This is a genomic window from Bradyrhizobium zhanjiangense, assembly GCF_004114935.1.
GTDB lineage: Bacteria > Pseudomonadota > Alphaproteobacteria > Rhizobiales > Xanthobacteraceae > Bradyrhizobium > Bradyrhizobium zhanjiangense.
Genome location: NZ_CP022221.1, coordinates 1872067 through 1895151 on the forward strand (window position 1 = coordinate 1872067; position 23085 = coordinate 1895151).

Sequence of the window (23085 nt, forward strand, 5' to 3'; positions counted from 1 at the left end):
GGATAGTCTGGTGGCGATCGTCGCGCGGAGTTTTGCATGACCGGAGGTCACCGCCGCATCCTGGTCGTCGAGGACGATCCGGAAACCGCAGGCCAACTCCTCGAGGAACTGACGACCTCCGGTTACGAGGTCGATCTCGCAGCTAACGGGCGCGAGGCCCTGAGCCATGGCGCCGCGCGCGATTATGCCGTGATCACGATCGACCGCATGCTGCCCGACATCGACGGCATCACCGTGATGCGGCAGCTGCGCGACGACGGCATTGCCGCGCCGTTCCTGATCATCTCAGCGCTCGGCGAGGTGGATGATCGCGTGCGTGGCCTGCGCGCCGGCGGCGACGATTATCTCGTCAAGCCGTTCTCGTTCGTCGAGCTGCTCGCACGGCTGGAGGCGCTCGGCCGCCGCAGCGAGACCATTGCCAAGGAAACGCTGATTCGGGTCGGCGATCTCGCCATCGATCTGATCGCGCGCAGTGCCAGCCGCCGCGGCCGCAAGATCCCGCTGCTGCCGCGCGAGTTTCAACTGCTCGAATATCTCGTCCGTAACGAAGGCCGCGTCGTCTCCCGCGCAATGCTGCTTCAGCACGTCTGGGACCTGCATTTCGATCCCTCCACCAACATCATCGACGTCTATGTCGGACGGGTCCGCCGCAAGGTCGACGATGCCCAGGACTATCCGCTTATCCACACCATCCGCGGCATCGGATATTGCCTCCGTGCTCCTGGCTAAGACGCTCCGCTCCTCGACCTTCCGTCTGGCGCTGATCGCGATCGCGGCGTTCGGGCTGATCGTCGCGGCCATCATGGCGTATGTCTATTTCGGCACGCTCGCCTATGTGCAGAGCCGGCTCGGCACCGTCGGCGATCATGACGGCTTCACCGCCATGATCGAGCTCGCGATGGCCGCGGTCGCCGTGCTGCTTCTGGTGCTCGCCGGGCTCGCGGCGGTGCTGGTGACACGGCGCACGGTCGGGCGGATCGAGCAGATCAACGCCACCAGCCGCGCCATCATGCTCGCCGGCCTCGACCAGCGCATTCCCTTGCGTGGCAGCAACGACGAATGGGACCGCGTCGCCGAAAACCTCAACCAGATGCTCGACCGCATCGAGACGCTGATGGGCGAGGTCAAGCAGGTCAGCGACAACGTCGCCCACGATCTGCGCACGCCGCTGACGCGCATGCGCGGCCGGCTGGAGAAGGCCTATCACACTCCGCGCAACAGCGAGGCCGACGCGGCGCTGATCGGCGACACCATCGCCGATCTCGACGCCGTGCTCGGCATGTTCGCCTCCATTACGCGGATCTCGGAGATCGAGACCCGCGCCCGCACCGGCGCTTTCCGCGCGCTCGACCTCGCCGAGATCGCTGGTGAGGTCGTCGAGCTCTACGATGCCGCGGCGGAGCAGGTTGCTACAAAGCTAAGCCTCGCCAGCGACCGCGAGGTGCCGGTGACCGGCGACCGCGACCTCTTGTTCGATGCCATCGCCAATCTCGTCGACAACGCGATCAAGCACGGCCGCAAGGGCGGGCAGGTGACCGTCACCTGCCGCAGCGCCGATGGCTGCGCGGTAATCGCGGTTGCGGACGACGGTCCGGGCATTCCCACCGAGGAGCGCGATCACGTGTTCAAGCGCTTTTATCGGCTCGAACAGAGCCGCTATACGCCGGGCAATGGCCTCGGCCTCAGTCTCGTCGCTGCGGTCGCGCGCCTCCATGGCGCCGAGATCGCGCTGCACGACAATGTGCCGGGCCTCACCGTCCGGCTCAGCTTCAAGGCGGCATCAGCGACGTGAATCGGACGGCATCAGAGCTCGATCACGCCGCGGCGAGCCGCATGCGCGACCGCGTCGGTGCGGCCGGTGGCATCCAGCTTGTCGAGCAGCGAGCCGACATGAAATTTCACGGTATGCACGGAAATACCGAGCTGGCGCGCGATCATCTTGTTGGAGGATCCCTCAGCCATCAGCGCCAGCACGTCGAGCTCGCGCTGAGTCAGCGCGATGTCGCCGGGCATGATGCGCGGATCGCGGGCGACAACCGTTGCCGCGGCGGCTTCGCCAGGCGCGGCGAGGCGAAGTCCGGCGACGTTGCCGAGCAGCTTGGCGAGGCGATCGGCGAGGGCGGGGTCGTCGATCTCCAGGGCGAGCACGATCTCCGGCGCGTTGTCCTCGCTCACGCCTCCGCCCTCTCGCCGATTGTGACCTTGAAGCTGACCGGTTCGCCACCGCGGCGCGCCGCGATATCGACCACCGTGCCGACGCTCGAAGGTCCCAGCGTCCGCGACAGCGCGCGCACGCCGGACAGTTTCTGGTCGTTGACCGCCACGATCACGTCGCCCTGGCGGATGCCGGCCGCGGCCGAAGGCCCGGCTTTGTCGACATTCATCACCATCGCGCCGATCCCGTCGTCGAGCCGCACCGGCTGGAGCCCGAGACCGAGATAGCCGCGCGCGATGCGGCCGCGCGCCTCGAGCTGGGGCGCGACGCGCTCGATCGTCGCACTCGGGATCACCAGCACCCGCCGCGGTCCGAGCACGGCCATGCCGAAGGCTTCACCCGATGCATCGAGGGCAAGGCCACCCTGCTGGCTACCGCGCAGGCGGACGTCGAGCTCGATCCGCGCATCGATGTCGCCGCCGCGCAGGCTGCGCCAACTCTTGCCCGACGCCGATACCATCCCGAGCGCCGCACTCGGCGTATCGCGGTTGGTTGCGACGACGATCGACAGCGTTCCTAGCGCAGGGACCGCTGTGGTCAGCTTGACCGGGGCAATGGCGGCATCGATGCGCAGCAGCGCTATATCGGTCGTATGGTCGCGGCCGGCGACCGTGGCGGCCACTCGGCTGCCGTCGGGAAGGCTGATCTCGACCGAGCCCTCGTCGGCCAGGGCCTCGTCGGCGGTGACGATCAGACCAGGCTTCCAGACGAAGCCGGTCGCGCGGGAGCGATGCGAATGCACGGAGAGGACGGACGGCGCAGTGCGCGCCACCACGTCCGCGAGCGCGGACGACAGGGAAGACAGAGGAGTGGGGTCGGTCATGGCAGGCTCCTATAGCTGTCCTCAATCTGGGACGTCACAGGCATTTGCGAAACTGGCCGGGTGGCCAGGACATATGGGAGGCCGGGCCTCCGCAGCGCCGGCCGACGAACATGTGATTGGGAGCCGCTCACGGGAACGTGTAGCAATCGGCCTGACATTGCGCCGTACGGCCTCAACCATTTCCGCGAGCCCTGACTGATGACCCTCGATCTCACCCGCCGCACCCTGCTTCAACTTGCCGGCGCGACCTCGCTCGCAATGGCGGCTGCAGCCGCGGCGCGCGCCGAGGGGAATGCACAGGGCGGCGGGCCGACCTATGCCAGCCGCACGCCGATGCGGGTCGGCATGATGACGCTCCGAGTCAAGGACCTCGACAAGGTCGCTGACTATTACCGCGATGTGATCGGGCTCACCGTGATGGAGCGCTCGGCGGCTGGCGCGAAGCTCGGCACGGCCGGCATCACACTGCTGGTCCTGGAAGCCCGTCCCGAAGCAGCCATCGAGCCGCGCAACGCCGCCGGCCTCTACCACACCGCCTTCCTGATGCCGACGCGGAAGGATCTGGCGCGCTGGCTGGTGCATGCGGCCGCGCATCGCGTGCCGCTGACGGGCTTTGCCGATCACCTCGTCAGCGAATCCGTCTATCTCGACGACCCCGAAGGCAACGGCATCGAGGTCTATGCCGACCGCGATCCCTCGCAATGGCAATGGAGCGAGGGCAGCGTGAAGATGGCGACCGACGAGCTCAACATCCCCGATCTCTTGTCGCTGACCAACACGCGCGTGGCCGATTATGCCAGAGCGCCGGACGGAATGCGTATCGGTCACATGCATCTGCGCGTCGGCGATCTCGCGCGGGCCGAGAGCTTCTATCACGGCACCGTCGGCCTCGACCCGACCCGCCGCCGCAATGGCGCTGCGTTCCTGTCGTCGGGCCGCTACCACCACCACCTCGGGATGAACGTCTGGCAGAGCCAGGGCGCCGGCCAACGCGACGATCAGGCCACGGGGCTCGCCTGGTTTTCGCTGGTCATGGAAAAGCAGGAGCTGCTTGCCGCGCAGGAAGAGCGCCTGCGCAAGGGCGGCGTGAAGGTCACCACGCTCGCCGACGGCCTGGAGGCGATCGATCCCTGGGGCACGCGCGTGCGCTTGCTCAAGGTTTGATCGCCGGGGCGGGCATTGGTAATACCCGTCGGGTGCCAGCCAGCCTTCCGGAGCTTCCCCGACATGTCCGAATTCCACGGCGTCTTCCCTTATCTGGTCTCACCCGTTGATGTCGACGGCGCGGTGCGGACGAACGTGCTCGCAAAGCTCTGCGACGATCTGATCGGCGCCGGCGTGCACGGGTTGACGCCGCTCGGTTCGACCGGCGAGTTCGCCTATCTCAACGCCGCTCAGCGCATGGCGATCGTGCAGACCACGATCGAGGCGGCCAACGGCCGCGTGCCTGTTGTCGCGGGTGTCGCCTCCACCTCGACGGCGGATGCGGTGGCGCAGGCGAAAGCGTACCAGAAGCTCGGTGCAGACGGCATCCTGGCAATTTTGGAGGCCTACTTCCCGCTCGCCGATGCGCAGGTCGAATCCTATTTCCGCGCCATCGCCGATGCCGTGGACATCCCCGTCGTCATCTACACCAATCCGCAATTTCAGCGCTCCGATCTCACCCTCGATGTTATCGCGCGTCTCGCGGCGCATCCGCGCATCGGCTACATCAAGGACGCCTCGACCAACACCGGGCGGCTGCTCTCGATCATGAACCGCTGCGGCGATGGCTTGCGCGTGTTCTCGGCCTCCGCCCACATTCCGGCCGCGGTGATGCTGATCGGCGGGCTCGGCTGGATGGCGGGACCTGCCTGCATCATCCCGCGCCAGAGCGTCGCGCTTTACGACCTCTGCAAGGCTGACCGCTGGGACGAGGCGATGGTGCTGCAGCGCCGGCTGTGGCGGATCAACGAGGCCTTCGCCCGCTTCAACCTCGCCGCCTGCATCAAGGCCGGTCTTTCGATCCAGGGCTACGAGGTCGGCGATCCCATCCCGCCGCAGGCCGCGCTGACGGCCGAGCAGCGCAGGATCGTGGAAGCGGCGTTGCGGGAGTTGGCATAGCCGATTGTCACGCGGCAATATGTCCTCGGACGCCCTGCCGAAAGCAAAGCCGTTCCCTATCTGCCTTGATCAGGAAACTTCCAGCCGCTTGCGACGTTGCTGCGTGAGCGAGGTCCGCCATCTCATGCATGTGCATTCCGAACACTGCTTTCAGCACACACCGCGGTGATCGCCATGAATCGTCGATACGGAATTGCCGCGGCAGCTCTTGCCGCTCTGCTGCTCGTAATTACTGCTGCGAAAATCCAGCATGCGCCATGGACCACTCCCACTGCGCGAGCCGTCGAGCAGCGCGGGCCGCTGTCCGATGCCGAAACGGCCACGATCGACATCTTCGAGCGCGTGTCTCCTTCGGTTGTCCAGGTGGCGGCGAGATCGGCGGCCAATCCTCTCATGGGTGAGGAAGGCCAGGGCGGCGCTTCCGGCACGGGATTCGTCTGGGACCGCGAGGGTCACCTCGTGACGAACAATCATGTCGTGGCCAATGGCGGCGAGATCGCCGTGCGCTTTGCGTCGGGAGAGGTGGCCCAGGTGGACCTTATCGGCACGGCCCCCAATTACGATCTTGCGGTCCTGCGAATCCGAAGCGTGCGCGAACTCCCTCCGCCGGTGGCGCTCGGCAGTTCGAGCGACCTGAAGGTCGGGCAATCCGCCTTCGCGATCGGCAATCCCTTCGGGCTCGATCAATCGATGACCAGCGGCATCATCAGTGCCCTCAAGCGCAGGCTTCCGACCCATGGCGGCCGGGAGATTGCCAATGTGATCCAGACTGATGCCGCGATCAATCCAGGCAATTCAGGCGGGCCGCTGCTGGATTCCGCAGGCCGCCTGATTGGTGTCACGACGGCGATCATCTCACCGTCGGGCTCGAACGCCGGCATCGGGTTCGCGGTGCCGGTCGATGTCGTGAACCGGATTGTCCCTGAGCTCATTCGCAACGGCCGGGTGCCAACGCCCGGCATCGGCATCGTCGCCGCCAGCGAGGATGTTTCGACGCGGCTTGGCATCGAAGGGGTGATCGTGGTGCGAACGGCCCCCGGCAGCCCTGCCGAACGGGCAGGGATTCGCGGTGTCAACTTATCGACTGGAGCGGTCGGAGACATCATCACCGCGGTCGAAGGCAAGCCAGTGCGGCGCCTCGCCGACTTGTCGGATGCGCTGGAGCAGGCCGGGGCCGGGAAGACCGTCCGCCTCACTGTCAAGCGCGGCTCGGACACCCGCGACGTGAATGTGGGCATCATCGACATCGAGCGTTCCTGACCTCGCAATCTGCGCGGCCAAAAGGGGGCGTGCCACGCAATGCTGATGTGCTGCGGCTCGGTTGTATCGACTGCAAAATCGGCTAAAACCGCCGCGGTCGTTTTCCGGATTTCAAGGACATAACGGAATGAACATTCTTCCCGGCAATTTGCGTTTCGGAGCGGGCCAGCCCGTCAAGCGTTTGGAAGACCAGCGGCTGCTCACCGGGAAGGGGCAATTCATCGACGACAAGCCGGAGGACGGCGCGCTGTGGTTGCATGTGTTGCGCTCGCCGCATGCGCACGCGAAGATCGTCTCGATCGACACCAGCGCCGCGGCTGAGATGCCGGGCGTCACTGCGGTCTATACCGGCGCGGACCTCGTCAAGGACGACATCGGGGGCATTCCGACGCTCAACATCTTCAAGCGTCCCGACGGCAAGCCGATGACGGTGCCGCCGCGCCGGCTGCTCGCCTATGAAGTCGTGCGCTATGCCGGCGAAGCGGTCGCTGCAGTGGTGGCCGCCTCGCGCACTGAGGCGCAGAGCGCGGCCGAAGCGATCGTGGTCGAATATGACGTGCAGCCGGCGGTGGTCGATCCGGTCGAGGCGGTAAAGCCCGGCGCGCCCGTGGTGTGGCCGGAGGCGCCCGACAACATCGTCGGCGCGATGGCTTACGGCGATCCGGCCAAGGTGGACGAGGCGTTTGCCAAGGCCGCGCATACCGTCGAGCTCGATCTCGTCAGCCAGCGCCTCGTTCCTTCCGCGATGGAGCCGCGCTCGACCATTGCCGAGATCGACAAGAAGACCGGCCGCCTGCTGCTGCATGTGCAGTCGCAAACGCCGGCCTCGACCCGCGACGTGCTGGCGGAAGCCGTGCTGAAGCGTCCCAAGGACAGCGTGCGCGTGCTGGTCGGCGACATCGGTGGCGGCTTTGGCCAGAAGACCAACCTCTATCCCGAAGATGGCCTCGTCGCCTATGCCGCGACTAAGCTGAACCGGAAGATCCGCTGGCGCGGCGATCGCACCGACGAGTTCGTCGGCGGCACCCACGGCCGCGACCTCACCTCCACCGCCTCCTTCGCGCTGGACGAGAAGGGCAAGGTGCTGGCCTATCGCGTCAAGTCGATCGGCTGCACCGGCGCCTATTCCTCGGGTGCGGCCAACATCATCCCGCTGGTGCTCGGGCCGTTCGTGCAGACCGGCGTCTACGATCTACCGTTGGTGCATTTCGAGGTGCAGTCGGTGATGACCCACACCGCGCCGGTCGGAGCCTATCGCGGCGCGGGCCGACCCGAAGCCGTTTTCATCGTCGAGCGCCTGTTCGACGCGGCTGCGCGCAAGATCGGCATGGATCCGCGCGCGATCCGCAAAGCCAACTACATCAAGCCGGCGCAGCTGCCCTACACGAACGCGGCAGGGCAGGTTTATGATTCCGGCGCTTTCGCGCATATGCTCGATCGCGCCGTGAAGCTGGCCGACTGGGATGGCTTTGCCGCGCGCAAGAAGGCGGCGAAGAAGAAGGGCCTGCTCTACGGCCGCGGTCTGACCTCCTATATCGAATGGACGGGCGGGCGTGCGCACACCGAGAAGGTCAGCCTGCACGCGACCTCGCAGGGCCGCGTCGTCCTGCATTCCGGCACCATGGCGATGGGGCAGGGATTGCAGACCACCTACACCCAGATGATCTCCGACACGCTCGGTGTCTCCATGGACAAGATCGACGTGGTTCAGGGCGACACTGATCTGGCGATGGGCTTTGGCAGCGTCGGCTCGCGCTCGCTGTTCGTCGGCGGCACGGCCGTTGCGGTCTCCTCCAACGATCTGATCCAGAAGGCGCGCGAGAAGGCGGCGAACGTGCTGGAGACCTCGGTCGAGGACATCGAGTATCAGGGCGGCATGCTCACCGTGGTCGGTACCGACCGCCGCATCAGCCTGTTCGATCTCGCCGAGAAGGAGAGCGGCGCCAAGCTCAGCGTCGATTCCGAGGGTGAGGTGGATGGTCCGAGCTGGCCGAACGGCACGCATATCTGCGAGGTCGAGATCGATCCCGAGACCGGCGTCTCCCGCGTCGTGCGCTACACCACCGTCGACGACGTCGGCATCGCCGTCAACCCGATGCTGGTGACGGGCCAGATCCACGGCGGCGTTGCGCAAGGTATCGGTCAGGCGCTGTATGAGGGCGTGTCCTATGACGCCGACGGCCAGCTCCTCACCGCGAGCTACCAGGACTACTGCATTCCGCGCGCCGACGATGTGCCGCCGATCGTGGTGACGCTGGATGATTCCGCGCCCTGCCGCACCAATCCGCTCGGCGCCAAGGGCTGCGGCGAATCCGGCGCCATCGGCGGCCCGCCCTGCGTCACCAATGGCGTGATGGACGCGCTGGCCGAGCTCGGCATCACCCAGCTGAACACGCCGTTGACGCCGCAGAAGATCTGGCAGGCGATCCGCGATGCAAGGGCGGGGTAGGAGTTCTCCGTCGCTGCCCCAAACTCAGCTCGTCGTCCCGGCGAAGGCCGGGACCCATAACCACCGAGTCAAATTTGGCGAATGCTGGTGGTCATCAGCTTCGCACCACAGCTTCTCCCCGGAGTATGGGTCCCGGCCTGCGCCGGGACGACAGCGGAGAATGCAGCGCCAGCTCGAGCCTCAAATCCCCAGCATCATCTTCGCGATGATGTCGCGCTGGATCTCGGAGGTGCCGCCGAAGATCGTATAGGCGCGGCCGTTGAGATATTCCGGCATCACCGTCAGCATCTCCTCCGGGATCGCCGGCTCGTGGTTGAGCTTATAGAGCGGGCGCATCGGCTCGACGGCGAGCGCGTCGTGGCCGATCACGTCGGCCCCGAGCCGCGTCACGGCTTGCCGGATTTCGCTGTTGCGCAGCTTCAGGATCGACGACACCGCGCCGGGATTTTGCCCGGTCTGCAGCGCCGAGAGCACGCGCAGCTCGGTCATCTCCAGCGCATCGATGTCGATCTCGACCTCCGAGATGCGCGCTGCGATATCGGGGCTGTCGATCGCGCGGCCCGTCAGGTCGGACTCGGCAAGATCCGCGATCGCCTTCAGGCCCTCGCGCAGCTTTGCCGAGGCGATCCCCGAGCCGCGCTCGAACTCGAGCAGATATTTGCCATAGGTCCAGCCCTTGCCTTCCCCGCCGACGCGGTTGGCGACAGGCACGCGCACGTCATCGAAGAACACCTGGTTGACCTCGTGGTCGCCGCCGATGGTGAGGATCGGGCGCGTGGTGATGCCCGGCGTCTTCATGTCGATCAGGATGAAGCTGATACCGTCCTGCTGCCGCGGCCCGTCGCTGGTGCGCACCAGCGCGAACATGCGGTTGGCGTGGTGAGCATGTGTGGTCCAGATCTTGGTGCCGTTGATGACGTAGTCGTCGCCGTCGCGCACCGCGCGCGTCTTCAACGACGATAGATCGGAGCCGGAGCCCGGCTCGGAATAGCCCTGACACCAATAGTCCTCGCCGGAGAGAATCCGCGGCAGATAAAAATTCTTCTGCTCGGTGCTGCCGAAACCGATGATGACGGGCCCGACCATCTTCACGCCCATCACGTTGACGTTGGGCACGCCGGCGCGCGCGCATTCGGTCTCGAAAATCCAGCGCTGCGCCGGCGTCCAGTCCGGTCCGCCATATTCGACTGGCCAGCCCGGCGCGCCCCAACCCTGCTTGTGCAGCGCACGCTGCCAGGCCATGCCGATGTCGGGATCGGAGAACACCGACGGTGTCAGCGCCGTTGCGCGCTTCATCTCCTCGGTGAGGTTTTTCGCAATGAAGCCGCGCACCTCGTCCTGGAAGGCGCGCTCCTCGGCATTGAACGACAGGTCCATGAGGCTCTCCCAGTGTCAGGCCGGCGCTTTGGTGCGGCCCAGCTCGGCGTGGCGGGCATAGTGGTGCGCGCTGCCGCCGAACAGCGTGTCGAAGGCGACGAGCCGCTTGAAGTAGGCGCCGACCTCGAGCTCCTCGGTGACGCCCATGCCGCCGTGGAGCTGGATCGACTGCTCGCCGACGAAGCGCGCACACCTCCCGATCTTCGCCTTCGCACCCGAGGCGGCCCGCGCGCGTTCAACGGGATCGGCGTCGGCTTTCAGCGCAGCGCGCAGCGCCATCGAGCGGGATTCGTTGACCTGCATCGCCATGTCGGCGAGGCGGTGGCGGATCACCTGGTTGGCCGAGAGCGGACGGCCGAACTGTTTTCGGATCTTCGTGTATTCCAGCGTGGTGTCGAGCAGCGTCTGCATGATGCCGACGGCTTCCGCACCGAGCGCGGCCATGGCGCGATCGACGGCCCATTCGATGGCGGGCAGAGCATCGCTGCCGTCGCCGAGCAGAGCGTCTTCGGGTAGATGCACGTCGCACAGCTCGATGTTGCAGGCGCGTCCGCCGCCAAGGCGCTGATAGTCGCTGATCGCAATGCTCGGCGTCGTCGCCGGCACCAGGAACAGGCCGATCCGTCCCGAAGGTCCCCGATGATCGTGAACATGCGCGGAGACGATGATCTCGTCCGCAGCATGGCCGTCGAGGACGGCGATCTTGCTGCCGGAAAGGCGCCAGCCCTGCGCCATTTTGTCCGCGACCATCGCGACCTTGGCGAGATCGAACCGTGCCGCGCGTTCGGAATGCGCCAATGCGAGCTTCAGTGATCCGTCCGCTACCTTGGGCAGGCTCGCTTGCTTCTGCTCCGTAGTGCCGCATCTAGCGATCAGCGCGGCTCCCAGCACCACGGTTGCGACATAGGGCTCCGACACCAGCCCGCGGCCAAAAGCTTCCATCAGGATGCCGACATCGACCGCGCCGCCGCCGAGCCCACCAAATTCCTCCGCGATCGGCAGCGCCAGCCAGCCGAGCTCGGCGAACTGTTTCCATACCAAAGGGCTGAAGCCGAGCGGATCGTTCGCCATCTTGCGGCGATGGTCGGCATCGTAGCTTTCGGCCACGAACCGTTCCGCGCTCTCGCGCAGCAGGCGCTGCTCGTCACTGAGATTGAGGTCCATGGGGCTACTCCGTCGCCGGCGGCTTGCGCACGGAGGGATGCAGGCCGGAGGGATCGACGATCATGCCGAACTCCTGGAGATTATGGGCGTGGCAGAGCTGATGCAGCGCAAAGGCCTGATCGATCGCGGCGGGCTGGCCCATCACGTCCACCGAGCGGTTCACCGCCTCCTTGGTCAGCTTCAGCGCAAAGGACGGTTTTGTCGCGATCCGCCGCGCTAGCGCCAGCACGCGCGACGACAGCTCCGCGCGCGGCACGACCTGGTTGACCATGCCGAGCTGATGCGCCTCCTGGGCGCTCCAGCTGTCGGCGGTGAACAGGAATTCCTTGGCCTTGCGTGGGCCGAGCTCCCAGGGATGCACGAACCATTCGACGCCGCAGACGCCCATGGTGACGACGGGGTCGCAGAACTGCGCATCGTCGCTGGCGATGATGAGGTCGCAGGCCCAGGCCAGCATCAGCCCGCCGGCGATGCATTTGCCATGCACCTCGGCGATAACAGGCTTGGCGAGGTTGCGCCAGCGCCGGGTGATCTGGAGATAAATTTCCTGCTCGCGCGCGAAGCGGCCATGGGCATTGGGCTCGGCAAAACCGCCCCAATTTCCAATCGGCGGAAAATCGACTCCCGCGGCATTCTTAGCCCCGGGGCGCAGGTCATGCCCGGACGAAAAGTGCGGACCGTTGCCGGCGAGGATGATGACCTTGACCGCATCGTCCTGCACCGCCGCATCGAAGGCGGCGTTGAGGTCGTAGGTCATTTGCAGGTTTTGCGCGTTGCGCGCCTCGGGCCGGTTCATCACGATCCGGGCAATCGCCGGCTCCGGCCGCTCCACGAGGATGGTCTCGAACGAGCTCATCGCTTTCCCCTGGCGTTTCCGTTCTTGTTTTGCCCGAGTTGACTATGTGGGCGAGCGATAGGCAAGAGGCTTGCGGCAGTCGGCTGCTTTTCTCAGGCGCTTAATCTGGTAGTTTGCACCAGATTCCACCGGGAGAAATTTGATGCGCAAGATCCTCACCGTGCTGGCGGCGCTGGCCTCGCTGAGCCTGACCAATTGCGGCTACAACGCGATCCAGAGCGAGGATCAGCAGATCAAGGCCAATTGGTCCGAGGTCGTGAACCAGTATCAGCGCCGCGCCGATCTCGTGCCCAATCTGGTCAACTCGGTGAAGGGCTTTGCCCAGCAGGAGAAGGACGTGCTGCTCGGCGTCACCAATGCCCGCGCCAAGGTCGGCAGCATCCAGGCAACGCCGGAGGTGCTGAACGATCCCGCTGCCTTCCAGAAATTCCAAGCCGCCCAAAGCGAGCTCTCCAGCGCGCTGTCGCGGCTCCTCGTCGTCACTGAGAACTATCCGCAGCTCAAATCGGATGCCCTGTTCAAGGACCTGATGTCGCAGCTCGAGGGCACCGAGAACCGCATCACGGTGGCGCGAAACCGCTACATCAAGGCGGTACAGGAGTACAACGTCACCGTCCGATCGTTCCCGACGAACCTGACCGCGATGGCGTTCGGCTACAAGGAGAAGCCGAACTTCTCGGTCGAGAACGAGAAAGAAATCTCGACTGCGCCGAAGGTGGACTTCAACCCGGCGCCGGCGCCGTCGAAGTAAGCACGCATCGTTTCGCGAATGCCCTTAGCCCCACCCACCGCCGTCATTCCCCGCGAAGGCGGGGAATCCAGTACGCCGCGGCTTCACCGTAGTCCTCTGGCGTCTCTGGAATACTGGATCGCCCGGTCAAGCCGGGCGATGACAGCGAGGTTTTGGCGCGCCCGTTCTGCCTTCTTACAGCGCGGCGTTCTCCTGCTCATGCTGTGTCTCGCCTTTGCGCTCGCAGCCTCAGCCGACGTCGCCGTGCCGGAGCTCACCGGCCGCGTGGTCGACCAGACCGGCACGCTGTCCAGCAGCGACATCGCTGCGCTGTCGCAAAAGCTGCGCGACTTCGAGAACCGCAAGGGCAGCCAGGTCGCCGTCCTGATCGTGCCAACGACACAGCCGGAGACGATCGAGCAGTTCTCGATCCGCGTTGCCGAGGCCTGGAAGATCGGGCGCAGGAAGGTCGATGACGGCGCGATCCTCATCGTCGCCAAGAACGACCGGCATTTGCGCATCGAGGTCGGCTACGGGCTCGAAGGCGCGCTCACCGACGTCACGTCGCGGCGGATCATCGATGAAGTCATCACACCGAAATTCAGGACGGGCGATTTCAGCGGCGGCATCGGCGATGGTGTCGATCGCATGATCCGGGTCGTCGACGGCGAGCCGCTGCCGATTCCCTCGCCGACCGTCAACTTCGGCCATCTGGACGACCTCGCGCCGCTTTTCATCGTGACGCTGTTTGCTTCGATCGGGGTCGGCGGGTTCTTCCGGGCCATGCTGGGGCGGCTGCTCGGATCCTTGGCGACCGGTGGCATCATCGCAGCGCTGACCTGGCTCATTCTCGGCTCTCTTGCGCTCGCGATTGGTCTCGGCATTCTCGGCTTCATCATCGGATTCATCACCGATCTGTTTTCGGCGATGGGACCAGGCACGCGATCCTCGCGCGGCGGCTCGTGGTCGAGCGGATCATCGGGAGGCGGCTGGAGCAGCGGCTCATCGAGCGACAGCGGCAGCTTCAGCGGCGGGGGGGGCAGTTTTGGCGGCGGCGGCGCCTCGGGGAGCTGGTAAGTTATGAGCATGAAGCGCATTGCCAGGCACCTCGTGCAGCATCATTGGCGGACGAAGCAGATTTTCCCGCAAGCCGTGCTCGACCGCATCGAGCAGGCGATCAAGCGGGGCGAAGCCACCCATTCCGGCCAGGTCCGCTTCGTGGTCGAAGGCGCGCTCGACGGCCGCCCGCTGTTCCGCAACCAGCCGGCGCGCGCGCGAGCGCTCGACGTGTTCTCGCATCTGCGCATCTGGGACACCGCGCACAACAACGGCGTCCTCATCTACCTCCTGCTTGCCGACCGCGACGTCGAGATCGTGGCCGACCGCGGCATCGACGCGAAGGTTGGCGCGGAAGGCTGGGAACAGATCTGCCGGGCGATGGAGGCCGAGTTCAGGTCGGGCCAATTCGAACGCGGCGTGGTCGCCGGCATCGAGGCCGTGTCGCGCGAGCTGGCGCGGCATTTCCCGCCGCAAGGACCGCATTCGAACGAGTTGCCGGATGCGCCGGTGCTGATGTAAGCGCGGGCCGATAACCCGCACTCCGTCATTGCGAGCGCAGCGAAGCAATCCAGGCTGTCCCCGCGGAGGGATTCTGGATTGCTTCGCTGCGCTCGCAATGACGATGCTGGAGCAGCTTGCTCAACTCTCTCACCGTCACCCTCGCGCAACGGCGAAGCCATTGTCGCTGGAGGCGCGAGCGCAGCGAGCTTCGAAGGGCGACGGCCCGGCCGTTGCGCGGCCGTTCATCTTGCCCCGATTACATTTTGTTGCACGCCGCCACGCCGGTTCCACTTTCCCGGCCAAATTCGGCCTCGGACGAGTTCCTAAAATTTCGGTAAGCGGGTCCCGAGGTAAGGATTTCGCAAGCAATGAAAGTTACCAAAAGGTCAACCTAGACTGGAGTATTTGAGCCGTGAGCGAACCAATGCCCGAGCAGGCCGCCCTGGATCATGGCGCCGTCGAAGCCGCAGCGACCGTGCCGCAGGCCGTCGAGGCTGCCGGGATCGAGGCCCCCTCGATCGCACCTGATCACGAGGCACCGCCCAAGCCTGACCCGGTCAAGGTCGAGCCGCCAAAAATCGAGGCACCAAGGATCGAGGTGCCGAAGTTCGAAGCCAAAGCTGAACACAAGGCTGAACCCAAAGCCGAGTCCAAGGCTGAACCCAAGGTCAAGCCGAGTCCCGGCAAGCTGATCGTGATGGCGCCCTCGGAGCGCTCCTGGGACCGCGAGGATTTTGCTCCCCACATCAAGGCGGAGGAACCGCGCGAGACCGCCGGCAAGCGTCGCCTGTCGGCGATGGCCGCGGTGGTGGCGATTTCCGCTTGCGTCGGCGCGATCAGCGGCGCGCTCGCGACCGCCGGCATGATGCACTTTGGTGCCCCGGCCCCGGCGCCGGTTCAGGTCGCCGATACCAGCGCGCTGGATGCTTCCGTCGCGCGGATCGATGCCGATCTCGTCGCGCTCAAGGCCAATGTCGAGCACAGCGCGAAAACCGGCGTCAGCCAGCTCAACCGGGCCAACGACCGTCTCGACAAGCTCGAGAAGGCGCAGGCCGAGCCGATGGCCAAGATCGCCAAGCTCTCGGAGACGGTCGACAAGCTCCGCGCCGCGCCGCCGGCCCTTGCGCCGGCCGCAACCGCCGCGCCCGCCAAGGAGACCACCGGCTCGATCGCGCCGACCCAGGTCGCGACTGCCGCAGCCGCACCGGCTCCGACGCCCGCCGCGCCCAAGACCGAGGTCGGCCGCCTGCCGACGATCGAAGGCTGGAGGCTGCGCAACGCCGCCAATGGCGGTGCGCTGATCGAGGGCCGCGATGGCCTCTACGAAGTATATCCCGGCGATCCCATCCCCGGCGTCGGCCGCGTCGATGCGATCCGCCGCCAGGACGGCCGCTGGGTGGTCGTCACCAGCAAGGGCCTGATCGTCGCGCGCTGAGCGTCCGATATTCGACTTTCGAAGAGGCGCTTCACCACCATGTGAAGCGCCTTTTTGCTTGAATAGGCATCCCCGCGCGGTGTTACTGGAGGCATGAGCCGCGCGTTGCGAATTCTCGTTGCTGTCGCTGCATTGTTGGGCGGCGTCGTTTCGCTTTCGGCGGCGGAGAACGCGCAACTGGCGCGCGGCACGGCGATCACCGATCCCGATCTGTTGCGACGGCTCGATCAGAGCGACGCGCTCACGATCGCGCGCCTGCTATGGCCGGAGCAGAACGCCGACGTTCCGCTCACGACCGACCTGCTGTTCTCGTCGCTACCGCAGCTCAAAGCGATTCCGCCGGCGATCGAGGCGGAATTCGACCGCTACATCTCCAGGTACAAGGCGACATATCCGGCCGAGACGATTGGCGTTGGCGAGGGTCTTGACGCGCAGTTGTTCGACCTCGCCAATCTGAGATCGCGCGACACGCGTTTCGTCCTCGTCGGCATCGTCAACCGCATGGACCGCGCCTATGTCTCGGAGGAGTCCTGTGGGGAGATCCGGCTGATCTACCGTCTCGCGCGTTTCGAGAGCAGGCCGGACGGCGGCAAGACCGCGACGCGCCTGCCGATGACGCTCAATCTGGTGATGAAGGCGCGCGATGCGCGCCAGACGGACGGGAGCGGCAAGCCGGTCAGCTGCGCCGAGATCGCGCGGCGCTGGCTCGACAATGGCGACTGGCAAGATCTGATCGGAAGTCGCTTCTCCCCTAATGACGCCATGCTCGATCGTATCGAGACCAACGTCCAGGTCTCCGTCGCGCCGAAATCGGCGCTGCACGATTTCCGCTCCGACTATCTGCTCAAGGTGTTCAAGTACGACACTGCCACCAAGCAGTTCGAGGAATCGACGCTGGAGAACCAGATCGACCGCGATCGGATCCTTGCCGACGATGCGCTTCGGCGCGGCTTCAGGGATTGGCTGCTCGCGCCCGAAAATCTGCGCGAGTTCGATCGCGGCACGGTGCTGATCCCCGAAAAATTCCTGGCGATGGCTGCGGTGGTGCCGACACCCGCCGGGCTCGATGCCTCCGCTTTGCAGCCGGAGTTCGGCATGATGCAGGGAGAAGGAAAAGCGGAGGGCAGGGACGATCCCGTTTTCAGCGATGACGACGTGGTCGGTGCTTTGAAGCAGGCTGCCGCGCGCGGCATCGATCTGCAGAACGTCCGCTCGGTCGCGGGCTTTCAGCGCCGCCTCAACGACGTCACCTGCGCTGGCTGCCACCAGACCCGCGGCATCGGCGGCTTCCATTTCCCGGGCGTGGATTGGCTTGCAGGCCAGCCGTCCAATTCCGCCATCGTGCCGGCCTCGCCGCATTTCTTCGGCGATCAGGTCCGCCGCCGTGACATCCTGACCGCATTCGCCGCGGGCAAGCGCCCTGATTTCTCACGCGGATTTGCCAGCCGGCCGCAGACCCGTGGCAGCCGCGAACTCGCTGGCACCGAATATCAGGACGGCTGGGGCGCGCATTGTTCCCTGCAAACTGCGGGATCGGGAACGGCGGACAAGAGTTTTACGTCATGGAGCTGTGCTAAAGGTCTCACCTGTCAGGCTGCCGCGGCCTCGCGCCGCATCGGCATGTGCTTCATCAAGACGCGTTAGCGCGTGATCCGAAAAAGTGTCTAGCGGTTTTTCCAAAGGATCACGCGCAAGATAAAGCAACCAAGCGATTTGGATGACCCATGACGGATACGAGCGAGGCCAACAAGGAGCGCAATCGCGAGATCGCGCGCAATGAGGAAGTCAAGCAGGTCACCGGCAGCATCCGCGTCAGTATCTGGGCGGTCGCGATGGCGGTTATCATCGGTGGGATTCTGTTCACGCTCGGCTGGCTGGCGCTGCAGTAGCCGGCGTCCTCACTTCGCGTAATTCGTCATCCGTTTTCCCGGCAGCAGCTCATACGCCGGCTTCCAGCCGGGCAGGGCGGCCATGCGGCCGAGCCAGGCGTGGATGGCGGGATGGCTCGCGGCAAAATCGAAGCCGTGCTCGTCGCTCGGATAGTGCAGATAGGCCATCATCGAGATGTCGGCGACCGTCGGCCTTGCGCCGATCGCGAATTCATTGTGCTGGAGGTGTCCGTCGAGGATGCCGAGAAAATCCTCGAGCCGCCGGCGAAAATGCTTCAGCACCTGCGGGTCGTTTTTCTCGGTGAAGGCGCGCATGAAGCGATAGGTCGCCATGTAGCCGGTGAGCTTGTGGTTGTCCCAGAACAGCCAGCGCAACAGCTCGAACTTTTCCTCGTCCGTCTTGGCGTCGAAACGCCCGTACTGATCGGCAAGCTTGAGCAGGAGGGGCGCGGTCTGCGTCATCTTCACGCCGTCGATTTCGAGCACGGGGATCTCGCCCATCTCGTTGACGGCCTTGCGCCATTCCGCCGTGCGCGTGACGCCGCCGCCGAAATCGGTCCAGACCGGCTCGAACGTTTCGCCGCAAAGCGTGAGCATCAGCGCCAGCTTGTAGCTGTTGCCGGATTCGGGGAAGTAGTGCAGGCGGTAGCTGGGCATGGGACCTCACGGTGACGAATGTGGTCGTGAAATTATATCGGGATAGTACGGCATCGTCATTGCGAGCGTAGCGAAGCAATCCAGCAATGCATCCGCGGATACAGTCTGGATTGCTTCGTCGCAAGGGCTCCTCGCAATGACGGTGTTCGGAGCGAGCGACTCGGTCTTACCCCACCGCCCCCTTCGCCCGCAGCTGCTTGATCGCCGCCTCGTCGTATCCCGCGCCGCGCAAAATCTCGTCACTGTGCTCGCCGACGGCAGGCGGCTTGCGCGGCTGGACCTTTCTGGCGCCATCGATCCAGATCGGGCTGTTGATGGTGAGCATGGTGTCGTTCTCGAACGGCACCAGCACCTCGTTGTCGAGCATCTGCTTGTCGTTCGGGATGTCGTCGAGAATGGCGACCACGCCGAACACGAGGCCATTGCCGTCGAGGATCTTGCGCCATTCGGCGAGATCCTTGGTCGCGAAAGTGGCGTCCAGAATCTTGATCAGCTCGACGGAGCGGGCGTGGCGGTCGGCCTTGGTGATGAAGCGGGGATCGTCGATCAGATCCTCGCGCCCGAGGCAGCGCGCCAGCGTCGGCCACTGCCGCTCCTCGTTGAGCAGGGACAGGATCAGCCAGCGGCCGTCCTTGCACTGGTAGTGGTTGGCGACCGCGTTCAACGCGCGCTCGCGCGGGCGCCGCTCGCCGAACTTGGAGCCGCAGAGTTTTGCCTGCGCCAGCACGCTCGCGGCCCACACCCCGTTCGCCATCAGGTTGGAGGCGACATGCGAGCCCTTGCCGGTTTTCTCGCGCTGATAGAGCGCGGTGACGATGGCGCCGTAGAACGCCATCGCGCAGGGATGGTCGCCCATGCCGGCGACCGAACGGGCGGGTGTCGTATCGGTATCGGCGCGGACGAGGTCCATCAGGCCGGAGCGCGCCCAATAGGCGTTGCTGTCGAAGCCGGGCTTGTTGGCCTCTTCGCCCTTCTCGCCATAGCCGGTGAAGGAGGCGTAGATCAGCCGGTCATTGAGATGGGCGAGATGGTCATAGGTGATGCCGAGCTTGGCGCGCACCGGCGGCGGCATGTTGGTGATGAAGACGTCGGCCTCCGCCACCAGCTTGTAGAGCACGGCCTGCGCTTCCGGCTTGGAGAGGTCGAGCGCGATGCTCTTCTTGTTGCGGGCCTCCAGCAGCCAGGCGAAATTGTGCTCGCCGGTCGGATAGCCCGGAAGGTTCGGCAGATTGCGGTAGGGATCCCCGGTGCCGGGCGGCTCGATCTTGACGACGTCGGCGCCGAAGTCCGACAGCACGGTCGCGGCCGCGGGCGCTGCGATGAAGCTCGCGCAGTCCAGAACCTTCAGCCCCGCAAAAATGCCCTTTTCCATCGCGGCGTTGCTCCCTCGCTCTTGTGGTTTCCCGCACGCTGGAATTGGCGCGAGCCCATCGTGGGAGCATTAGACCGATGTTTCCGCGGGATGCAACGGCGCCGGGCGCAGGGCCTCACTCCTCCCCCGCAAGCAACGCAGCATTGCCGCCGGCTGCCGCGGTGTTGATGGTCACGGTCTGCTCGGTCGCAAAGCGCGCGAGGTAGTGCGGGCCGCCGGCCTTGGGGCCAGTCCCGGACAGGCCGTTGCCGCCGAACGGCTGCACGCCGACCACGGCGCCGATCATGTTGCGGTTGACGTAGATGTTGCCGACCTGGACGCGATCGATGATCGCCTCGATGGTGTCGTCGATGCGGGAGTGGACGCCGAGCGTGAGCCCGTAGCCGGTGCGCTCGATCGCTTGCAAGACACGTTCGAGGGTCTCGGGCCGATAACGGACGACGTGGAGGATCGGGCCAAACACCTCCTCGGTGAGCTGGCCGGCGTCCTTGAGCTCGAAGATGTGCGGCGCGACGAAGCAGCCCTCCGGTGCGTGGCCTGCAAAGTGCAGCCGCGCCTCCGTCCTCATCCGCGCGATGTGGGCATCGAGACGCTGCTTGGCCTCGCGATCGATCACCGGCCCGACATGGGTTGCGACGTCGCTGGGATCGCCGATCTTCAACTCGCGCGCCGCGCCCGCGATCATCTCGATCATGCGGTCGGCAACGTCCTCCTGCACGAACAGCAGCCGCAGCGCCGAGCAGCGCTGGCCGGCGGAACGGAACGCCGAGGTCACGACGTCGTCGGCGACCTGCTCGGGCAGCGCGGTCGCATCCGCAATCATGGCATTGATGCCGCCGGTCTCCGCGATCAGCGGCACGATCGGCCCGTCCTTGGCGGCGAGCGTCCGGTTGATGGCGCGCGCCACCTCGGTCGAGCCGGTGAAGACGATTCCGGCGATGTCCGCATGCGCGGTCAGCACGGCGCCGATACGGCCGTCGCCGGTGACGAGATGCAGCGCGCTGTTGGGGATGCCGGCTTCGTGCAGAAGGGCCACGGCCTCGCGCGCGATGCGCGGCGTCTGCTCGGCGGGTTTGGCCACAACGCTGTTGCCGGCCATCAGCGCCGCCGTGACCTGGCCGAGGAAAATCGCGAGCGGAAAATTCCACGGCGAGATCGCGACGAAGACGCCGCGACCGCGCATAGCGAGCGCATTGCTCTCGCCGGTCGGGCCCGGCATGGCGGCATCAACGCCGAACAGCTTGCGGCCCTGCGCGGCGTAGTAGCGGCAGAAGTCGGCGGCCTCGCGCAGCTCGGACAGCGCGTCGTCCAGCGTCTTGCCGCCCTCGGCTTGCAGCAGTGCGATGAAATGGGCGCTGCGGCTCTCCAGCAGATGCGCGGCCTGCTCCAGCGCCGCCGCGCGCGCAGCTGCCGGCGTCCGGCTCCAGGCGGCAAAGCCAGCTCGCGCCGCAGTCACTGCTGCGTTGGCCCGATCCGGCGTCGCGTCAGTGATGGGCTTGAGATCGGCCGCTGCGGCCTTGACGTCGGCCAGCAGCCGGTCGAGCGCGGTACGCTCACCGAATTCGACGCCGCGCGAATTGCGGCGCTCCGGCGCAAAGAGATCGCGGGGCAGCGGAATCTTGGAATGAGCCGCCTGTTGCGGACGTTCGATGGCATCGGCCGGGCGCTGCAACAGCGCCGGGACCGGCACGCGATAATCGGCCGCCTGCGCCACGAAGGAGGAGTTGGCGCCGTTCTCCAGCAGCCGCCGCACCAGGTAAGCGAGCAGATCGCGGTGGCTGCCGACCGGTGCATAGGTGCGGTAGGCGATGTCGGGGTGATCCTTGGCAAGCCGCTCGTAGAGCGCTTCGCCCATGCCGTGCAGGCGCTGGAATTCGAAGCCGCCGCTCTTCCCGGCAAGCTCGAGCACGGTCGCGACGGTCAGCGCGTTGTGGGTGGCGAATTGCGGAAAGATGCGCGGCCGCAAGGCGAGAAGCTGCGAGGCGCAGGCGACGTAGTTCAGGTCCGTCATCGCCTTGCGCGTGAACACGGGATAGCCGTCGAGCCCGCGCTCCTGCGCGCGCTTGATCTCGGTGTCCCAATAGGCGCCCTTGACCAGCCGCACCATCAGCTTGCGGTCATGCGCGCGGGCCAGCGCATCGACATAGTCGATCACCGCGCTCGCGCGCTTCTGGTAGGCTTGGATCGCCAGGCCAAATCCGTCCCAGCCGGCAAGCGAGGGATCGGCGAGCGTTGCCGCGATCACGTCGAGCGACAGCTCCAGCCGGTCGGCTTCCTCGGCATCGACGGTGAAGTTGAGGTCATGGGCCTTCGCGCGCTGCGCGAGGTCCAGCAGCAGTGGCACAAGTTCGCGCATCACCCGCTCGCGGCTGATCGCCTCGAAGCGCGGATGCAGTGCCGACAGTTTGACCGAGATGCCGGGCCGGTCGGGCAGGGGATGGTTGCCGGCAGTCTTGCCGATCGTCTCAATGGCGCTCGCATAGGCGTCGAAATAGCGCTTGGCGTCCGCCGCCGTGCGCGCGGCTTCGCCGAGCATGTCGAAGGAATAGCGCGGCTTCTGGCCGGAGCGCGGCCGGCCGCGCTCCAGCGCCTGCTCGATGGTCTCACCCAGCACGAAATGATTGCCCATCAGCCGCATCGCCTGGCGCGTGGCGGTGCGCACGGCCGGCGCACCGAGCCGCTTCACCAGCCGGCCGATGGTGCCGTCAGGCGTCTCGCCGGGTTGGATCACCCGCGCCGAGATGCCGAGCGCCCAGGCCGAGGCATTGACCAGGAAGGCGGTGGATTTGGTCTCGTGATGGATGAAATCGCCCTCGCCGAGCTTGTCCTCGATGAATTGGTCGGCGGTGCGTGCGTCAGGCACGCGCAGCAGCGCCTCGGCCAGCACCATCAGCGCGAGCCCCTCCTTGGTCGAGAGCGCAAACTCCCGCAGCATGTCCTCGACCCCGCCGAGCCGATCGTCGCGCTTGCGGATTGCCTCGATCAGCCGCGTCGCGGTGCGGTCGATCCGCGCCTCCTGCGGCGGGGATAGATGCGACGCCGGCAACAGGCGCGCGGCGATGTCGCTATCATCTGGCGCGTAAGGGGCGGAGAAAGGCGGCGGAATGTTCGGCATAGCGTGTCCTGTGGCTGAAATCCAGGATAAGGCCCGCGTGACCGTAGCTCGATAGACAATTTAACCGAATTGCCTTAGAA

At 65.8% G+C, this 23085-nt stretch carries 20 protein-coding genes; 12 read left to right on the forward strand and 8 right to left on the reverse strand.

From position 1 onward, the window contains the following. The first annotated feature begins 36 nt into the window (after positions 1–36). Together XH85_RS09010 and XH85_RS09015 are read left to right on the forward strand one after the other, a co-directional pair. Entirely contained in the window at positions 37–729 is a 693-nt protein-coding gene (locus XH85_RS09010) for a response regulator transcription factor (RefSeq protein WP_128931614.1), read from the forward strand. After that, complete coding sequence (locus tag XH85_RS09015) at positions 716–1792, forward strand: sensor histidine kinase (protein WP_128931615.1); 1077 nt, start codon at positions 716–718, stop codon at positions 1790–1792. Before XH85_RS09010 ends, XH85_RS09015 begins: the two co-directional genes overlap by 14 nt. Before the next feature lie 11 nt (positions 1793–1803). Here the strand turns inward: XH85_RS09015 and XH85_RS09020 are convergent, their stop codons facing one another. Next, positions 1804–2175: a response regulator transcription factor gene (locus XH85_RS09020; RefSeq protein WP_091881117.1), complete on the reverse strand. Its 372-nt coding sequence runs from the start codon at positions 2173–2175 to the stop codon at positions 1804–1806. Then, the gene (locus XH85_RS09025; RefSeq protein WP_128931616.1) at positions 2172–3038 is read right to left on the reverse strand and encodes a S1C family serine protease; all 867 of its coding nucleotides are present in this window, start codon (positions 3036–3038) and stop codon (positions 2172–2174) included. Before XH85_RS09025 ends, XH85_RS09020 begins: the two co-directional genes overlap by 4 nt. Before the next feature lie 198 nt (positions 3039–3236). Between XH85_RS09025 and XH85_RS09030 the strand changes: the two genes are divergently transcribed. From XH85_RS09030 to XH85_RS09045, 4 genes are all read left to right on the forward strand, one after another. Next, positions 3237–4202, forward strand: a complete 966-nt coding sequence (locus tag XH85_RS09030) for a VOC family protein (RefSeq protein ID WP_128931617.1) — start codon at positions 3237–3239, stop codon at positions 4200–4202. 63 nt (positions 4203–4265) lie between these two features. Beyond that, complete coding sequence (locus XH85_RS09035; protein WP_128931618.1) at positions 4266–5141, forward strand: dihydrodipicolinate synthase family protein; 876 nt, start codon at positions 4266–4268, stop codon at positions 5139–5141. Between the two features lie 174 nt (positions 5142–5315). Further along, positions 5316–6401 carry a S1C family serine protease gene (locus XH85_RS09040; protein ID WP_128931619.1) on the forward strand — a complete coding sequence of 362 codons (1086 nt, stop codon included), beginning with the start codon at positions 5316–5318 and terminating at the stop codon, positions 6399–6401. A gap of 127 nt (positions 6402–6528) precedes the next feature. After that, the gene (locus XH85_RS09045; protein WP_128931620.1) at positions 6529–8850 is read left to right on the forward strand and encodes a xanthine dehydrogenase family protein molybdopterin-binding subunit; all 2322 of its coding nucleotides are present in this window, start codon (positions 6529–6531) and stop codon (positions 8848–8850) included. Between the two features lie 180 nt (positions 8851–9030). On the opposite strand, the gene XH85_RS09050 is transcribed toward XH85_RS09045, so the two are convergent. The 3 genes from XH85_RS09050 to XH85_RS09060 are packed head-to-tail and all read right to left on the reverse strand — an operon-like array spanning position 9031 to position 12247. Continuing rightward, positions 9031–10227: an acyl-CoA dehydrogenase family protein gene (locus tag XH85_RS09050; protein WP_128931621.1), complete on the reverse strand. Its 1197-nt coding sequence runs from the start codon at positions 10225–10227 to the stop codon at positions 9031–9033. Positions 10228–10242: 15 nt separating this feature from the next. After that, positions 10243–11391, reverse strand: a complete 1149-nt coding sequence (locus tag XH85_RS09055) for an acyl-CoA dehydrogenase family protein (RefSeq protein WP_128931622.1) — start codon at positions 11389–11391, stop codon at positions 10243–10245. A 4-nt stretch (positions 11392–11395) separates the two neighbouring features. Next, complete coding sequence (locus tag XH85_RS09060) at positions 11396–12247, reverse strand: enoyl-CoA hydratase (RefSeq protein WP_128931623.1); 852 nt, start codon at positions 12245–12247, stop codon at positions 11396–11398. Between the two features lie 142 nt (positions 12248–12389). On the opposite strand from XH85_RS09060, the gene XH85_RS09065 reads away from it, so the two are divergent. The 6 genes from XH85_RS09065 (at position 12390) to XH85_RS44835 (ending at position 17861) form a co-directional block, all read left to right on the forward strand. Continuing rightward, positions 12390–12998, forward strand: coding sequence for a LemA family protein (locus XH85_RS09065; RefSeq protein WP_128931624.1), 609 nt, complete (start codon positions 12390–12392; stop codon positions 12996–12998). 138 nt (positions 12999–13136) lie between these two features. Beyond that, positions 13137–14054, forward strand: a complete 918-nt coding sequence (locus XH85_RS09070; RefSeq protein WP_420837870.1) for a TPM domain-containing protein — start codon at positions 13137–13139, stop codon at positions 14052–14054. Between the two features lie 3 nt (positions 14055–14057). Then, the gene (locus tag XH85_RS09075) at positions 14058–14555 is read left to right on the forward strand and encodes a TPM domain-containing protein (protein WP_128931626.1); all 498 of its coding nucleotides are present in this window, start codon (positions 14058–14060) and stop codon (positions 14553–14555) included. Positions 14556–14961: 406 nt separating this feature from the next. Next, a complete protein-coding gene (locus XH85_RS09080; RefSeq protein WP_164940381.1) occupies positions 14962–15972 on the forward strand; it encodes a hypothetical protein in 1011 nt (336 codons plus the stop codon). Positions 15973–16065: 93 nt separating this feature from the next. Continuing rightward, a complete protein-coding gene (locus XH85_RS09085; RefSeq protein ID WP_128931628.1) occupies positions 16066–17616 on the forward strand; it encodes a hypothetical protein in 1551 nt (516 codons plus the stop codon). Positions 17617–17696: 80 nt separating this feature from the next. Continuing rightward, a complete protein-coding gene (locus tag XH85_RS44835) occupies positions 17697–17861 on the forward strand; it encodes a hypothetical protein (protein WP_164940372.1) in 165 nt (54 codons plus the stop codon). A gap of 9 nt (positions 17862–17870) precedes the next feature. Here XH85_RS44835 and XH85_RS09090 read toward each other — a convergent pair whose 3' ends face one another. The 3 genes from XH85_RS09090 to putA form a co-directional block, all read right to left on the reverse strand. Then, positions 17871–18518, reverse strand: a complete 648-nt coding sequence (locus XH85_RS09090; RefSeq protein WP_128931629.1) for a glutathione S-transferase family protein — start codon at positions 18516–18518, stop codon at positions 17871–17873. 166 nt (positions 18519–18684) lie between these two features. Further along, entirely contained in the window at positions 18685–19890 is a 1206-nt protein-coding gene (locus XH85_RS09095) for a CaiB/BaiF CoA transferase family protein (RefSeq protein ID WP_128931630.1), read from the reverse strand. A 115-nt stretch (positions 19891–20005) separates the two neighbouring features. Continuing rightward, positions 20006–23005 (reverse strand): bifunctional proline dehydrogenase/L-glutamate gamma-semialdehyde dehydrogenase PutA, encoded by a 3000-nt coding sequence (gene putA / locus XH85_RS09100; RefSeq protein WP_128931631.1) that lies wholly within the window; start codon positions 23003–23005, stop codon positions 20006–20008. Positions 23006–23085 lie beyond the last annotated feature (80 nt).

What these genes read in the sequence shown, in the direction of transcription:
- XH85_RS09010 (WP_128931614.1), top strand. Translation starts at nt 37, where the DNA reads ATGACCGGAGGTCACCGCCGCATCCTGGTCGTCGAGGACGATCCGGAA.
- XH85_RS09025 (WP_128931616.1), bottom strand. Translation starts at nt 3,038, where the DNA reads ATGACCGACCCCACTCCTCTGTCTTCCCTGTCGTCCGCGCTCGCGGAC.
- XH85_RS09030 (WP_128931617.1), top strand. Translation starts at nt 3,237, where the DNA reads ATGACCCTCGATCTCACCCGCCGCACCCTGCTTCAACTTGCCGGCGCG.
- XH85_RS09035 (WP_128931618.1), top strand. Translation starts at nt 4,266, where the DNA reads ATGTCCGAATTCCACGGCGTCTTCCCTTATCTGGTCTCACCCGTTGAT.
- XH85_RS09040 (WP_128931619.1), top strand. Translation starts at nt 5,316, where the DNA reads ATGAATCGTCGATACGGAATTGCCGCGGCAGCTCTTGCCGCTCTGCTG.
- XH85_RS09045 (WP_128931620.1), top strand. Translation starts at nt 6,529, where the DNA reads ATGAACATTCTTCCCGGCAATTTGCGTTTCGGAGCGGGCCAGCCCGTC.
- XH85_RS09050 (WP_128931621.1), bottom strand. Translation starts at nt 10,227, where the DNA reads ATGGACCTGTCGTTCAATGCCGAGGAGCGCGCCTTCCAGGACGAGGTG.
- XH85_RS09055 (WP_128931622.1), bottom strand. Translation starts at nt 11,391, where the DNA reads ATGGACCTCAATCTCAGTGACGAGCAGCGCCTGCTGCGCGAGAGCGCG.
- XH85_RS09060 (WP_128931623.1), bottom strand. Translation starts at nt 12,247, where the DNA reads ATGAGCTCGTTCGAGACCATCCTCGTGGAGCGGCCGGAGCCGGCGATT.
- XH85_RS09065 (WP_128931624.1), top strand. Translation starts at nt 12,390, where the DNA reads ATGCGCAAGATCCTCACCGTGCTGGCGGCGCTGGCCTCGCTGAGCCTG.
- XH85_RS09070 (WP_420837870.1), top strand. Translation starts at nt 13,137, where the DNA reads ATGACAGCGAGGTTTTGGCGCGCCCGTTCTGCCTTCTTACAGCGCGGC.
- XH85_RS09075 (WP_128931626.1), top strand. Translation starts at nt 14,058, where the DNA reads ATGAGCATGAAGCGCATTGCCAGGCACCTCGTGCAGCATCATTGGCGG.
- XH85_RS09080 (WP_164940381.1), top strand. Translation starts at nt 14,962, where the DNA reads ATGCCCGAGCAGGCCGCCCTGGATCATGGCGCCGTCGAAGCCGCAGCG.
- XH85_RS09085 (WP_128931628.1), top strand. Translation starts at nt 16,066, where the DNA reads ATGAGCCGCGCGTTGCGAATTCTCGTTGCTGTCGCTGCATTGTTGGGC.
- XH85_RS44835 (WP_164940372.1), top strand. Translation starts at nt 17,697, where the DNA reads ATGACGGATACGAGCGAGGCCAACAAGGAGCGCAATCGCGAGATCGCG.
- XH85_RS09090 (WP_128931629.1), bottom strand. Translation starts at nt 18,518, where the DNA reads ATGCCCAGCTACCGCCTGCACTACTTCCCCGAATCCGGCAACAGCTAC.
- XH85_RS09095 (WP_128931630.1), bottom strand. Translation starts at nt 19,890, where the DNA reads ATGGAAAAGGGCATTTTTGCGGGGCTGAAGGTTCTGGACTGCGCGAGC.
- putA (WP_128931631.1), bottom strand. Translation starts at nt 23,005, where the DNA reads ATGCCGAACATTCCGCCGCCTTTCTCCGCCCCTTACGCGCCAGATGAT.